Annotated in this window: 14 protein-coding genes; all 14 read right to left on the bottom strand. The window is 37.9% G+C overall.

What is annotated here, in order from left to right; translation table 11 throughout:
* Positions 1-426: 426 nt before the first annotated feature.
* Complete coding sequence (gene codY, locus F1560_RS19520) at positions 427-1,206, bottom strand: GTP-sensing pleiotropic transcriptional regulator CodY (RefSeq protein WP_095308614.1); 780 nt, start codon at positions 1,204-1,206, stop codon at positions 427-429.
* A gap of 27 nt (positions 1,207-1,233) precedes the next feature.
* Positions 1,234-2,628, bottom strand: a complete 1,395-nt coding sequence (gene hslU / locus F1560_RS19515; protein ID WP_149476299.1) for an ATP-dependent protease ATPase subunit HslU — start codon at positions 2,626-2,628, stop codon at positions 1,234-1,236.
* Between the two features lie 21 nt (positions 2,629-2,649).
* The gene (gene hslV, locus F1560_RS19510; RefSeq protein WP_149476298.1) at positions 2,650-3,195 is read right to left on the bottom strand and encodes an ATP-dependent protease subunit HslV; all 546 of its coding nucleotides are present in this window, start codon (positions 3,193-3,195) and stop codon (positions 2,650-2,652) included.
* Positions 3,196-3,205: 10 nt separating this feature from the next.
* Positions 3,206-4,126 (bottom strand): tyrosine recombinase XerC, encoded by a 921-nt coding sequence (gene xerC, locus F1560_RS19505; RefSeq protein ID WP_149476297.1) that lies wholly within the window; start codon positions 4,124-4,126, stop codon positions 3,206-3,208.
* Between the two features lie 305 nt (positions 4,127-4,431).
* The gene (locus tag F1560_RS19500; RefSeq protein WP_149476296.1) at positions 4,432-4,749 is read right to left on the bottom strand and encodes a hydrolase; all 318 of its coding nucleotides are present in this window, start codon (positions 4,747-4,749) and stop codon (positions 4,432-4,434) included.
* 154 nt (positions 4,750-4,903) lie between these two features.
* A complete protein-coding gene (gene topA, locus F1560_RS19495) occupies positions 4,904-6,982 on the bottom strand; it encodes a type I DNA topoisomerase (protein WP_149476295.1) in 2,079 nt (692 codons plus the stop codon).
* A 114-nt stretch (positions 6,983-7,096) separates the two neighbouring features.
* Positions 7,097-7,801, bottom strand: a complete 705-nt coding sequence (gene dprA, locus F1560_RS19490) for a DNA-processing protein DprA (protein ID WP_275955863.1) — start codon at positions 7,799-7,801, stop codon at positions 7,097-7,099.
* 303 nt (positions 7,802-8,104) lie between these two features.
* Positions 8,105-9,007, bottom strand: a complete 903-nt coding sequence (sucD, locus tag F1560_RS19485) for a succinate--CoA ligase subunit alpha (protein WP_149476293.1) — start codon at positions 9,005-9,007, stop codon at positions 8,105-8,107.
* 45 nt (positions 9,008-9,052) lie between these two features.
* The gene (gene sucC / locus F1560_RS19480) at positions 9,053-10,213 is read right to left on the bottom strand and encodes an ADP-forming succinate--CoA ligase subunit beta (protein WP_095308599.1); all 1,161 of its coding nucleotides are present in this window, start codon (positions 10,211-10,213) and stop codon (positions 9,053-9,055) included.
* A 277-nt stretch (positions 10,214-10,490) separates the two neighbouring features.
* Positions 10,491-11,345 (bottom strand): peptidoglycan-binding protein, encoded by an 855-nt coding sequence (locus F1560_RS19475; protein WP_149476292.1) that lies wholly within the window; start codon positions 11,343-11,345, stop codon positions 10,491-10,493.
* 238 nt (positions 11,346-11,583) lie between these two features.
* Positions 11,584-11,862 carry an EscU/YscU/HrcU family type III secretion system export apparatus switch protein gene (locus tag F1560_RS19470; protein WP_149476291.1) on the bottom strand — a complete coding sequence of 93 codons (279 nt, stop codon included), beginning with the start codon at positions 11,860-11,862 and terminating at the stop codon, positions 11,584-11,586.
* Positions 11,859-13,607: a hypothetical protein gene (locus F1560_RS19465; RefSeq protein ID WP_149476290.1), complete on the bottom strand. Its 1,749-nt coding sequence runs from the start codon at positions 13,605-13,607 to the stop codon at positions 11,859-11,861. Before F1560_RS19465 ends, F1560_RS19470 begins: the two co-directional genes overlap by 4 nt.
* Before the next feature lie 188 nt (positions 13,608-13,795).
* Positions 13,796-14,566: a ribonuclease HII gene (locus F1560_RS19460; protein ID WP_149476504.1), complete on the bottom strand. Its 771-nt coding sequence runs from the start codon at positions 14,564-14,566 to the stop codon at positions 13,796-13,798.
* A 172-nt stretch (positions 14,567-14,738) separates the two neighbouring features.
* Entirely contained in the window at positions 14,739-15,590 is an 852-nt protein-coding gene (ylqF, locus tag F1560_RS19455) for a ribosome biogenesis GTPase YlqF (RefSeq protein ID WP_149476289.1), read from the bottom strand.
* Between the last annotated feature and the right edge of the window lie 4 nt (positions 15,591-15,594).

Here is a 15,594-nt window from a genome sequence, read left to right as displayed (position 1 = left end):
ACATACGTTCCGGTATCCCGAGATACGCCACCTCGAACTTCTCTGTCCTTTTTATCTTCCTTTTGTACTTATACTTCTATGAAAATTTCAACTGACAGTCATATTTACGTTTTATACTACGAACATTGTAAGTTATAAATTAGACAAAGTCTATTACTTTTCGACATTTTCTCCTAAAAGAAAATAAAACAGTAAAAAATGACTAGGTATTTAGTAACATATATCTATTGTTTTATAAAATAAACAAACAATTCAAAAACATTTACATAGCGTTTACACTTGATTATCGCCTGTTTTGCAATATCCTACACGCTTCGACATACTAAAGTCCTATAATTCATTATAAGGATAATTAACTATAAAAAGACACAAAAAAAGCCAAAATCTTTGGCTTTTTTGTGTCTTTTTTCGTATCATTTTATGAACTTATCTTGAGCGAAGCTTTTCAAGCTCAACAAGGAATTTATCATTCAATACTTTAATGTAAGTACCTTTCATACCTAATGAGCGGGACTCAATAACTCCAGCACTTTCTAATTTTCTTAGTGCATTTACAATTACAGAACGAGTAATACCTACACGGTCAGCAATTTTACTTGCTACTAATAATCCTTCATGTCCATTTAATTCTTCAAAAATATGATCGATTGCTTCTAATTCACTATATGATAATGAACTAATTGCCATTTGTACGACAGCTTTGCTGCGTGCTTCCATTTCAATTTCTTCTGTTTTTTCATGAAGAATTTCCATTCCTACAACTGTTGCGCCGTATTCAGCTAGTAGAAGGTCATCATCATTAAAGCTTTCATTTACTCTTCCAAGGACTAACGTACCAAGACGCTCTCCGCCACCGATAATTGGTATAATTGTAGTCAAGCCATCTTTGAATAAGTCTTTATTTTCCACTGGAAACACTGAATGCTGACTATTAATATCAAGGTTTGCTGTTGTTTCATAAATATTGTACAACCCTTGTGTATACTCTTCAGGGAATTGTCTTTGTTCAAGCATTGATTTCATACGTTCGTTTTCAATTTCTTGATTTACTGCAAATCCAAGTAACTTTCCACGTCTGCTAACGATGTAAACATTCCCTTTGATTACATCTCTTAAAGAAGCCGACATTTCGTTAAAGTTTACTGATTTACCTGTTGCTTTCTGTAACATTGCATTAATTTTTCTTGCGCGATTTAATAGATCCATGATGATCCTCCATTTCATTATTAAGAATTATAGTATAAACTGACTTAAGTCTTTGTTTTGAACAATAGTATTGAGTTTTTGATCTACATAAGTAGGAGTAATTTCTATTTCCTCCAACGTAATATCAGGTGCTTCAAATGACAAATCTTCCAGAAGCTTTTCTAATATGGTATGGAGTCTTCTGGCTCCAATATTATCGGTATCCTGATTTACTTGAAAAGCAATTTCTGCAAGTCTTTCTATAGCTTCGTCTGTAAAAACAACATTTATACCTTCTGTTTTCAACATTAATTGATATTGTTTAATCAATGCATTAGACGGCTCGGTAAGTATTTGCTTAAAATCATCTACAGACAATTCCTCTAATTCTACCCGGATCGGAAACCTTCCTTGCAGTTCTGGTATAAGATCAGACGGCTTCGCCATATGAAATGCTCCAGCCGCTACAAAAAGCATATGGTCTGTTTTCACTGGTCCGTGCTTCGTTACAACTGTGGATCCTTCAACAATTGGTAAGATATCGCGTTGTACGCCTTCCCTGGAAACATCCGCAGTTCCTTCTTGCTTCCCAGCGACTTTATCAATTTCATCTATAAACAGTATACCAGTTTGCTCTGCTCGTTTAACAGCTTCCCCGGCGACTTCATCCATATCCACTAACTTCTGGGCTTCTTGTTGTGTCAATGCTTTCCTAGCTTCAGATACGGTTAGCTTGCGCTTTTTCTTTTTGCTTGGCATGAATTGCCCAAGTGCATCTTGCATATTCATTCCCATTTGTTCCATACCGGAACCCTGCAGCATATCAAACATGGAAGGAGGAATTTCCTCGATTTCAATGGTAACCATTTGGTCTTCCAGTTCACCTAAAGCTAATTGATGTTCAATTTGCCTGCGCTTGTTTCTTACTTCTTCATCTTTTTCAATTTCGTTCTCAGCATTGTCACTTGTTGTTTGATTTTGGAAAAGCATTTCAAATGGATTTTTAACACCGGATTGCTTTTTTGCTCCTGGAACAAGCAATTTAACGAGTCGTTTATTCGCTTCTTTTTCCGCTGTTGTCATTACTCCATTCATTTTTTCTTCCTTCACCATTCGAACAGCCATTTCTACAAGATCTCGTACCATCGACTCCACATCTCTACCGACATAACCGACCTCCGTAAACTTAGTTGCTTCAACTTTCACAAACGGGGCGCCAACAAGTTTTGCCAGCCTTCTGGCAATCTCTGTCTTTCCAACTCCGGTCGGTCCAATCATTAAGATATTCTTTGGAACGATTTCCTCTTTCATTGAATCTTCAAGCTGCATTCGCCGATAACGATTTCTCAAAGCGACTGCTACAGATCGCTTTGCCTGTTGCTGACCAATAATATATTTATCTAGCTGACCAACAATTTGTTTTGGAGTGTAGTCAATTCCCATCCTTAGGAAAAACCTCCCTTATTAATCAAGTACTTGCAATGTAATATGATTATTTGTGTATACACAAATTTCGCCTGCAACCTCCAAGGCTGTTTGAGCAATTTCCTTTGCAGTCAGGTTACCAGAATGTCTAACTAAAGCTCTTCCTGCACTCAATGCATAGTTACCACCGGAACCAATGGCCAGGATACCATCATCTGGTTCGATAACTTCGCCAGTACCAGAAACCAAGTACATATTTTCTTTATTCATGACAATCAGCATTGCCTCCAATTTACGAAGCACCTTATCTGAACGCCATTCTTTGGCTAGCTCAACAGAAGCTCGGGTTAAATTCCCATTATAGGCTTGGAGCTTGCTTTCAAATTTCTCAAAAAGCGTGAAGGCATCTGCAACAGACCCTGCAAAGCCCGCAAGAACTTTCCCATTGTACAAAGTTCTTACTTTTTTAGCTTTATGCTTCATGACAACCGCATTTCCTAATGTTACTTGCCCATCGCCACTCATGGCGCACTGTCCATTATGCTGGATCGCAAAAATTGTAGTAGCGTGCATTTCAGTAGCCATTCCTCTCACCTCACTCATTACGGTTTTGACCATTCGCTCTCGGATGGCTTTTCATGTACACTTCACGTAAATGATCTTTTGTTACATGCGTATAAATTTGTGTAGACGATAGATTTTCATGTCCAAGTAGTTCCTGTACAGTACGCAGATCTGCACCTTCATTAAGCATATGTGTCGCAAAAGTATGCCTTAGTTTATGTGGATGGATTTCCACGGTCAAAGCAGCTCGCTCTACAATCTTATTTAGAATTACTCGTATTCCTCTTGTCGTCAATGGTTTACCTCGAGCATTTAAAAAGACAGCATCAGTGTCTATGGATTTTTCCAATAGTTTCATCCTGCCGTCATGAATGTATGTCTCTAATGCAATCTCTGCAAACCTACCAAACGGGACATACCGCTCTTTTCGACCTTTCCCTTTCACAAAAATGGTTCCAATCGAAAAATCAATATCTCCCAGTTTCAGACCTTGACATTCACTTACCCGAATACCGGTTCCATATAACACTTCCAGTATAGCTTGATCACGTTGGCCAGTTGGGCTATTCAAATCATTTACTTCAAACAACTTCTCCAATTCCTCCATGTAGAAAAAGCCTGGAATTGGTTTAGCAGCTCTTGGCAGATGGATATGAACAAACGGATTTTTCTCAACCCATTCTTCTCGCTCCATAAACTTGTAAAAGCTTCGCAACGATGAAAGTTTTCTTGAAACTGACCTTCTGTTTAATTTCTGTTCGTATAATCTTGTTAGAAAAAGCCTTACCTCTCGATGTGAAACAACATGCAGATCGTCAATTCCTTCTTGAAGCAGGAAATCAAAAAATACTTCCAGATCATTCTGATAATACTTTACCGTATAAGGTGAAGCATTCTTCTCAATCTGCAAATATTCGATGAATGCTTCAGTGTACGCTGCGAATGTATTCAATTCTTCACCCCATCGAACAGCGGATAAATCATAGCATACTTCAAATAATTATGCAATAAACTTAACTAAATTGCAACAAAATTCAGAATCGAAACCACACTTATTATATCACAATAATTTGATTTGTCATGCTATTTCGTTAAATTTAATAAAAATTAATATTGTCTGTAAAGTGAATTGCCTTTCCAATGCGTAATTATATCTATTTAGAATAGTATAGTCAACAAACAAATATTATTTTTTTCGCGAAAATATAATACAGTGAAAGTTTTGTGAACAATGGGTATTATCTTTATTGCCAATTGCTAGTTAATTATTCCTGTTTCTCGAATTTTTGATTTTGTTTCTGCTGTTCCAAGATCATATATTTTTCGATATACTTGCTGGAGGTTTCTTTCGTAGGCGTCTCTTTCTCTATCTGCTCTACGGTCATCAAATGGATCTTTAATGATGAAACTTGTCGCAGTATTAGCATGCTCTTTCATGTTTAAAAACGATTCACGCAACTCATTTAGCTCATCATCATCTGCTACAATTTCAAATTCCTCTTCATTATCGTCCAATCGTATCTCCCTAATTTCACTTTCGCTTACAGCAACAAAATAATGCTTTTTGTCTGTCATTATCATAGCCTCCTTGTTAGTTGCCATTCCCTTTTGACAGACAAGTAAAACTCTTGGACCGTTTGAATGCATCGAAGAAAACACTTCATGGAGTTGATTAACCTGCTAGTCATTTTTCCCCACACAAAAGTAATAGCTGTCCAGTAATGAACAGCTAGCTCTGTGCAACTTCCTTATATTCACAATTCGTACATTGAACCTGGGTTTCTTTTTTAGCCTTCTTTTCCACCAATAGGGATTCGCATTTCGGACAAGGCCTTGATATTGGCTTATCCCAAGAAACAAAATCACAATCTGGGAACCTGTCACAGCCGAAAAATACTCTTCGTTTTTTGGATTTTCTTTCAACAACATTGCCCTCTTTACATTTCGGACACTTGACGCCAATTTCCTTTAAAATCGGTTTTGTGTTACGGCATTCCGGGAAGTTAGAACAGGCAAGGAATTTACCATATCTACCCATTTTATATACCATTTCATGACCGCATTCTTCACAATCAATACCTGCTGGTTCATCTTTTATTTCAATTTTTTCCATTTCTTTTTCAGCAACATCTAATCGTTTGCTGAATCCGTTATAGAATCCATCAATAATCTTTATCCATTCTACTTTTCCATCTTCAATAGAATCGAGATCGTTTTCCATTTTTGCAGTAAAATCAGCATCAATAATTTCCGGGAAAAACTCTTCTACTAAGTCCGATACAATCGTTCCGAGTTCTGTAGGAACAAAGCGTTTATTATCCATTGAAACGTAGCCCCTGCGCTGAATCGTATCTAGAGTCGGTGCATATGTTGAAGGTCTTCCGATACCGAGTTCTTCCATTGCTCGTACAAGTCTTGCATCTGTATACCTTGGTGGTGGCTGCGTAAAATGCTGATTCGGTGTAATTTCTTTGGAGCTGGCAACCATCCCTTCAGCTAGATCAGGCAGTAACTTATCCTCCACCTTTTTATTGTCATCAGTTCCTTCAATATAAACTCTCATAAATCCTTTAAACTTAATTTTCGATCCTGTAGCACGAAACTCTACATCATTATTCAATAAATGTACTGTCATCGTGTCCATTACTGCTGGAGACATTTGACTAGCAACGAAACGTTCCCAAATCAGTTTATATAATCGGAGTTGGTCGCGTGATAATACATCTTTCAATGATTTTGGATCCCTAAGCGTTGAGGTTGGTCGGATTGCTTCGTGAGCATCCTGTGCACCTTCTTTATTTTTCGCAGGCCGTACTTGACCAAGATATTCTTTACCAAAGTTTTCTTCAATGTATCCTTTTGCTTCCTGCTTTGCAGTTTCAGAAATACGGGTTGAATCTGTACGCATATAGGTTATAAGACCGGTAATTCCACCTGCTTTTCGACCTAAATCAATTCCTTCGTAAAGCTGTTGTGCAATCATCATCGTTTTCTTCGCACGGAAATTCAGTTTTCGTGCAGCTTCTTGCTGTAATGAAGATGTAATAAAGGGCTGTGCGGGGTTTTTCTTTCGTTCACGCTTATTCACTTTTGTAATATCGAATGAATTCCCTTTTAATTTCGCTTTCACTTCTTTTACATCGTCTTCTGATTTTAACTCTGTCTTTTTCCCATTAATTCCATAGAAAGAGCCTTCAAACATTTCTTGATCCTTTTGGAAGGATGCATCAATTGACCAGTATTCCTCTGGAACAAAACTCTCGATTTCCTTCTCTCGATCTAGAATCATTTTTAATGCAACAGACTGAACACGGCCAGCACTAAGTCCTTTTTTCACTTTTTTCCAAAGTAGTGGACTAATATTATAACCTACAAGCCTATCAAGAATTCTTCTCGCCTGTTGTGCATCAACTAAATCTAGATCAATTGCACGTGGATGTTTGAATGATTCTTTAATCGCATCTTTTGTTATTTCATTAAAAACTACACGACATTTTGAATTTTCATCCACACTTAAAATATGTGCTAGATGCCAGGCAATTGCCTCTCCTTCTCTATCGGGGTCGGCTGCGAGGTATATTTTTTTCGCTTTTTTCGCTGACTTTCTTAGTTCTTTCAACACATCGCCTTTACCGCGAATCGTAATATATTTTGGCTGATAATTCTCATCAACGTCAACACCCATTTGACTTTTCGGTAAATCTCTTATGTGTCCCATTGATGCTTTTACTGTATATCTTTTTCCTAAATAACGTTCAATCGTTTTCGCCTTTGCAGGTGATTCAACGATTACCAAATAATCTGACATGATCGTGCCTCCTAAAATGAGGTTGACAATTTACACTTGAAATCTTTACTAATACTAAATTTATCCTATGAATTTGTCAAACATACTTTATTTCGTTTACTTTATTTTTAAAACTTATTCGGTAATTAAATTTTGAATAGTTATCCAATCTTCTTGTATATCTTTTGCTTCATGGGCAAGTTTTGCCCCATCTTGAATCATTTGATGACAGCCTTTTGTTTGGGCAAGTGCTGGTGATCCAGGAACCGCATATACCTCTCTTCCTTGATCAAGGGCTTGGTCAACCGTTATTAGTGTACCACTTTTTTCAGTTGCTTCAATTACCAATGTTCCAAATCCAAGACCACTAATGATACGATTTCTTTCTGGAAAATGGTATTTTACTGGCCGAACATCTGGTGCGTATTCCGATAAAACGAGACCATGTTTCACAATTTGATGGAAAAGCGCCATATTCTGCTTTGGATAAACATGCATGAAACCGCCTCCTAAAACAGCTATCGTTTTGCTTTTATAGGATAAGGCGATTTTATGTGCCAAACTATCAATTCCTTTAGCCATACCACTTACAATTAGCCACTGATCTTTTACAAGCGGCTTTACTACATGTTCCATCTTTTGCGCTGCTTCACTGGAAGGATTTCTCGTTCCAATCACACTGATTGCCGGAGCATACGACAATAAAGAAATATCACCAAGCGCATACAACACAAGTGGAGCATCTTTAATTGTATTTAACATAGGAGGATAACTTTCGTCAACTATTGTGATGATTTTATAATTATTTATATCCCGTAATATTTGCTGCCTTATAGCCAAATTATGAAGATCGGAGTAAAATAATGCGGCATTTTTACTTGGGAGCGTGAAACGTTTCGTGATTTCTGTAGAAGAAAAATGATAGATTTGTTTAAGCGAGGGATCGTGCTGAAGAAGTTTAAGGATAAACCTTCTCGTAATTCCACGACAGCGATGCAACTGTATTAACCTTAATCGAAGTGTATCCAAATATATACCAATCCTTTCTCCATTTTAAAATTGTAGGTAAAGCCTGAAGAAACTGTCTCTCCAGGCTCTACATGATTATCTAAATGCTTTTTATTTCAAAACACATTACTGACCTTAATGTGTTTTACACTTCTCATCCAGTCCATTTTCTTTTAGAGCCTTAATCATTGTTTCTCCCATTACGGCAGGCGTTTCAGCAACTGTAATGCCACATGCCTCCATAATACGAGTTTTTTCCTCTGCAGTACCTTTACCACCCGAAATAATTGCTCCAGCATGTCCCATACGTTTTCCTGGAGGTGCAGTCGCGCCGCCGATAAAGCCTACAACAGGTTTTTTCATATTAGCTTTAACCCATTCCGCAGCTTCTTCCTCAGCTGTACCGCCGATTTCACCAATCATAATAACCGCCTCTGTTTCTGGGTCTTCATTGAATTCTTTTAGCACATCGATAAAGTTTGTCCCATTGACAGGATCTCCACCAATACCGACTGCCGTTGTTTGACCGTATCCAGCTTGTGTTAATTGGTGAACTGCTTCATATGTTAACGTTCCAGAACGAGACACTACACCGATGTGTCCTTTTTTATGAATATAACCTGGCATAATTCCAATTTTCGATTCGTCTGCAGTGATAACACCTGGACAGTTCGGGCCAATTAGACGTGTTTTCTTCCCTTCCATGTAACGCTTTACTTTTACCATGTCTAAGACTGGAATATGTTCTGTAATACAGATAACTAAATCTAGTTCTGCATCTGTCGCCTCTATAATCGCATCCGCAGCAAATGGAGCCGGTACATAAATTACCGATGCCGTTGCACCAGTTGCATCCACTGCATCCTTTACTGTATTAAAAACAGGTACACCTTCAACCTCCGTACCAGCTTTCTTTGGCGTTACTCCCCCAACGATTTTCGTGCCGTACTCAAGCATTTGCTTCGTATGGAATGTAGCTGTTGCACCAGTGATTCCTTGGACAATTACTTTCGTATCTTTATTTATATAAACACTCATTTTCGTCCGTCCTTCCTAAATTAAAAGTTTAAAATAGCCTCTCGATTAGTTCACCATTGATACAATTTTTTCAGCACCATCAGCCATTGAACTCGCTGATGTAATATTTAAACCTGATTCTTCAAGAATTTTCTTCCCTTTTTCCACGTTTGTACCTTCTAGACGAACGACTAGTGGAATTTCAAGACCTACTTGTTTGGTTGCTTCTACAACACCCTCGGCAATAACATCACATTTCATAATACCACCAAAGATATTGACGAAAATTCCCTTTACATTCGAGTCAGATAGGATAATTTTAAATGCTTCTGTTACTTTTTCAGCAGTTGCACCGCCCCCAACATCAAGGAAGTTAGCCGGATCACCGCCATAGTGCTTAATAATGTCCATTGTTGACATTGCAAGCCCCGCACCATTTACCATACAACCAATATTTCCATCCAAGGAAATATAGCTTAGATCATATTTAGATGCCTCAATTTCTTTTTCGTCTTCTTCTTCTAAATCTCGTAATTCAACGATATCTTTTTGGCGGTATAACGCATTATCATCAAAGTTTAACTTCGCATCTAAAGCTAAAACCTCACCATCTCCAGTCGTGACAAGTGGATTGATTTCAGCAATAGAACAATCTTTTTCTACGAAAGCTTGATAAAGTGCTGTCATAAACTGAACTGCTTTTCCAATTAATTCATTTGGTATATTTATGTTAAATGCTAGTCTTCTAGCTTGGAAAGGTGTTAGTCCAACTACAGGATCAATAACTTCCTTAAAGATTTTCTCAGGTGTTGCTTCTGCTACTTCTTCAATCTCTGTACCACCTTCTTCAGATGCCATGAAAACGACACGTGAAGTTGCACGATCCAAGACAACACCTACATAATATTCGTTCTTAATGTCGCAGCCCTCTTCAATAAGTAAACGTTTAACTTCTTTTCCTTCTGGCCCCGTCTGGTGGGTTACCAATGTTTTTCCAAGAATTTCATCCGCATATGTACGAACTTCTTCTAAGCTCTTTGCTACTTTAACTCCTCCGGCCTTACCTCTTCCACCGGCATGAATCTGCGCCTTGACAACGGTTACAGATGTGCCCAATTTCTCCGCTGCTTCTACCGCTTCATCCACTGTATACGCTACATAGCCTGTTGGAACTTTCACACCAAAATTGCGTAAGACTTCTTTCCCCTGATACTCGTGAATGTTCATCTTCCATCCTCCTATTCAATTTGAATGCATCTCCATTGTATTAAAAAAAAACAAATTTCACAAGAATTAGTGAAAATTGTTTATATAACGATTTAAATTGATAGGCTTAACGCTTCATTACTAGTTGATTTTCAAAAAGAGATAGAAAAGACAAAAAATTCGATTCGGCTTAGCCTTGGTAAGCGAACAGATCTAAATGGATTAGATACAGGCGACTATATAAATAATAAACTAGATAAGAAAGAGATAGCCCCCACAAGGAGGGCTGCTTTTGTTCTTATCTAAACATCTTAGCAAAGGTGTTTCTACCTGCTTCCCCATCGACTTTTATTTTCTTGTCACGCTGAAAGTCTCTTACCGCTTTTTCTGTACCTGCTCCAAAAATCCCATCAAGTCCATTCGGATTATAACCTAGCGCATATAGTGTCGCCTGTAAAATCCACGTCAAATTACCTCTGGCGTTTCTTCTAATAGTAACCGTAGCCGCTTGCGTTCTTGGCCCCCAAATACCATCAATGGTTAAGCCGGCATTAAACTGCTTATTTAGCTCGGTTTGGTAGCCTTTTATTAACGCTCTTTTAGTCTGTGGTCCGTAAATACCATCCACATTTAAAGCCGTATTATATCTTCTGTTTAAAGTAGACTGGATCGTACGAATACGACTAGAGCTATTTTTAACTGCGGTTGCGCCAAACGATTTTAGATAAATAGTAGGATTTAAACTGTTGTTTGCTCTGTCTGCTATCCAACCATATGGTGGTGTACTTGGTGCCGTTTTTCGTACTTCGAAGTGCAAATGAGAACCTGTGGTATTCCCTGTTTTACCTTGTCTGCCAATGATGTGGCCTTTATTGATGCGTTGACCTCTTCTGACATTTACACTATCCAGATGGGCATACACCTGCCCTCTTCCATTTTTATCTTGAATAAACACTACGTTTCCATATCCACCAAAACCGGATCCAGTGCTTCCCATCCCTGCAAATAAAACGATACCTGCAGTAAAAGCGTTAATAGGGGCCCTGTGGTATTTGACAAGGTCAATCCCTGTGTGAAAAGTACCTCTTACCCCTGTTATAGGGTGTGTGCGATATCCGAATGGTGAAGTTACTCGATATCCTTTAAATGGCATAATAAAAAACCCTCCTTATCATTTTATGCAAAATAAAAAACACCCTCTTGGATGTTTATAAATACTTGTTATCTTTTTGTTTTTCTATAGCCGACCTCTACGCTGCCCAACAGGACGTAAGCAATGTAGAGGTACCCTATCACGAACGAGATTCTCGCCTGTTGTGGTGACTTCAACGCTCAATACTTGTGGCAGTTAGTCGAAGTTCCTCCATTTAAGATATGTCATTTCACTGGTCTTACTGTACATCCTCTTTCAACTGTTTATCCGCACGGTAAACAAATGCAAACACTTCTGCTACTGCCTGAAATAATTCCTCAGGTATTGTCTCATTAATATTTAGCGCTGCCAATAGCTCGACTAGTGAAGCATCCTCTAGAATTGGTACATTATTTTCTTTTGCCTTTTGTAAAATTTCCTCCGCTACTAACCCTTTCCCAGTCGCAGTAACTTTAGGTGCAAAGTCTTTGCCCTGATCATACCGGAGTGCCGCAGCTTTCTTTCGTCCCTCAGTCATATTCGATAATCAACTCCTTGATAAGATGAATATGCTTTTCCTGTTGTTTTCTTAGCAGGCCTCTCTAATTCTTGCAACGGTTTAAAATCCACTGAAGTTAGCTTATAATCTAAAGCTTCCAACCCCTGTTTTAGTACAGGTAATAATTGTACTGTTTGACGCTTTAATTCTTGTATATCATTATAAATCGTAACGGTAACAGAACGCTTCTGAATATGCATATCAATAATCGTCTGCCTCAATTCATTTAAATCTAAATAAAAGAGAATGCGACAATAATCCGGATTCACCTTGCCGTCCTCTGTTTTCCTGCTTTCAAATTCAAGTTCCATATCATTGATTAGTCCAAGCTTTTCAGCTGGTATTTGAAGAGAAGCTTGAATCATACTTTCGGATTCATTTATGGAATTAAGCTGCATGCCATTAATAAAATGCAGCAATTGTCCGGCCTTTTCCTGCACTATACCGTCACTTTGTTGAATAAGCTGCAGTAACATCGCTTTTAAACTTTGCTGATCAGGGCTTTTTTGAACAATCTGTTGTTCATAATCCAGACCCGTATATGTTAGAACTTGCTGTAGTTGGAGCATAAATTGCTCATTCGGTGCCTTTGACAGAAAAAGCTTATCAAAATGAACGACTTTCAATAACGCATCTATTTCTTTATAAGTACTAGGATTATGAAGCGATTCTAATAAATTCATCATACTACTTAATTGCACTTGATTATTTGATAGTCCTCTAATGAATTTCGCCTGTTCTACCGGGAGAAGTGGAAGGATATGTTGATTCAGTTGTTCTTTCATCAGCATGAATTCATGCTGTGCTAATACAGGTTGATTCAATGTACTTTTCCAGGCTTGCATAAATTGTTGTGACTGATTTAATAATCCATATTGATTGGAACGAAGCTGTTCCATTACTTGTACAGCTTCAGTAGCATTTAAAGAAAATGGTAGTCTTACATTTTGTTCGTTCTCTTTTAACGCTTGTCCAACTTGTTGCCACTCCGAGACCCATCCTTTGAAATCAATTTGTTGATGCAACATTCCTAATCCCTTTACGACGTGGAATATTTGCTGTTTATTTTGTTCATTTTGTACATTTAACTGGTTCGTTAATGAAGCACTCACATTAGTAGGACGAGCTACCATTTGTTCCAGCCTTGTCAAAAGTTCTGTTTGATTATTCGTTGCTTTCAATTGTTTTAATAGCTCATTCATTTGACTAGAGAATTGGCTTGAATTTTTTATCGATACAGCCTGAAAAACATTATCCGTGATTGGTAACCGTCTTCCAATCATCTCTATCAAGGTTTGCTTGGCTGTTCCTTTATCCTTCGATTGTTCCAAAATTTGTAGCGCTTCTTTTAATTGTGACTTATCAAATGGTATATTCCCTTGGACAAGTGCTTGTATAAAAGCACTGTTCGTCTTATTTGGTTTCACGTTTAGTTCATTCATTAAAGGATATAAACTTAATGTTGACTGCGTTTTTATGTATTCACTTAGCACTTTCAAATAAATCATTTCATCTGATGATTGAACTTGAAAATGATACGTGCTACCAATTGAAAGAGCCGCCTCAAGCCTGGCAATCATTTTTTGTCCACCAAGCTGTATTTGTGCTTTATTTTCAGGGAAAATTTTCAATATTTTTCCTTGAACAATTTGTCCAGGTCTTAAACTCTGCTGTGTTTGTAAAACCTTAGTCAGTTTATTTCCAGAAACTTTATGAATACTCATTGGTGACCCCCTTTCAATCACTATAATTAATCTACTTTCGTCGTGCGGAGTTGAAGTAAACTGCGAACTAACTGCTGTGGTATGAGATGTTGCGACCGTCCGGAATCGCTACGGGCGGATGCTTTCCGTAGCGGGTATATGCTCCAACACCATTGCATTGCATACTAGTCCGTAGTTTACTTCAAAAGTTAACCAATGCTATTTCGTACAGGTGCAAATGATCTCCGATGATAGGGGGTAGTCCCAATCTCGCGTAACTTTTCTAGATGATGTTTTGTACCATAGCCCATGTTAGAGATAAAGTCATAGTCAGGATATTCTTCGTGCATCTCCTTCATTAAATTGTCACGTGTTACTTTAGCAAGTACACTTGCAGCTGCAATTGAAATACTTTTCGCATCCCCTTTTATGAGTGACTCTGATGAATAAGGCAAGCCCTTTAGCTCTACGGCATCAATCAATACATAATCTGGACTTGGCTGCAGCTGATTTATCGCCTGTCGCATCGCTAGTTTTGTCGCTTCAAAAATATTCATTTCATCAATTGTCCTATTATCAATGATTGCAATCCCATAACTAATCGCTTGTTCTTTAATCTTTGTAAAAAAACGGTCTCTCGTTGCTTGATTTAATTGCTTGGAATCATTAAGACCATATAATTTAAAATCTGCTGGTAAAATTACTGCAGCAGCAACAACTGGTCCTGCTAGCGGTCCACGACCGGCCTCATCAACCCCAGCAATGTATTGACATCCCCTCGAATAAGCAACTTGCTCGTAACAGGACATCTCGACAAACTGATCTGCTAACTGTTTCTCTTTCGCTTTTTGCTTTTCATAGCTTATCAGTAATTGCTGAACGCCTTTTCGTTCATCCATTTTCAATTCCAGCATCATTTCGTCTGTTAATTCGTTATTTTTAATTCGTTGTTTTATAGTAGCAATCGATTGCTTTTCCATCTTATCACCATTCTCTCTATTATATCGGTTCATGCTAGCGTATCATTTAGATTAGAAAACCTGAACATTCACCCACCTTTGGGGTGAATGCGATAATTGCATTTATGTATGAAAAAAATCTTTCTACATGCTTCACTAAAAAAATAGGACACACATCATAATGATGTATGCCTTATGCTTGTTCTGGTGTTTCTAATGTGATATTCCCTAATCTTCCTGTACGAAGATCTCTTAATACAATTTCAGCAACTTTATCAAAGCTGATATTCCCACCGCTTAGAAGTGCTCCTCGCTGCTTTCCTATTGTATTGAATATTTCCAGCATATCATCCATATCCCGGTCAATTTCATATCTTTCTTCAAGTTGTACAGGATAGTGCACTTGCATATATTGGATAACAAATGCAGTTATATCTTGCAAAGAAAGAAGCTGATCTTTGATTGTTCCGATTGCCGCTAATCGGTAGCCGACTGCTTCTTCTTCAAACTTCGGCCAAAGAATCCCCGGAGTATCAAGCAGTTCAAAATCTTTTTTTACTTTAATCCATAGCTGTTGTTTCGTAATCCCTGGACGATCTCCAGTTTTAGCAATTTTTTTATTCGCTAGCCGGTTAATGAGTGTGGATTTACCAACATTTGGAATCCCGACAATCATCGCTCTTGCAGCCCTTGGCTGAATCCCTTTTTTTAAGAGCTTATCCATTTTTTCTTGGCCAAGCTCCTTAGCCATTTGAATAACATTTTTAATATCCGCCTTATTATTTACATCAACGGCGATTGCTGGGATTTTTTTCTCTCGAAAATATGCTATCCACTTTTCCGTTTGGCGAGCATCGGCTAAATCCTTTTTCATTAAAACAATCATTTTTGATTTTTGTTGTAATACTTGCTGAAGCATTGGATTTTGTGAAGATAGTGGAGTTCTCGCATCAACTAATTCCATTACGAAATCTACGAGTTTCAGCTTCTCTTCTACTTCTCTTCTTGCCTTTGCCATATGTCCTGGAAACCATTGTATTGTCATAATC

Source organism: Oceanobacillus polygoni (assembly GCF_008304605.1).
Lineage (GTDB): Bacteria > Bacillota > Bacilli > Bacillales > Amphibacillaceae > Oceanobacillus > Oceanobacillus polygoni.
This window is presented reverse-complemented; position numbering and strand designations above follow the sequence as displayed.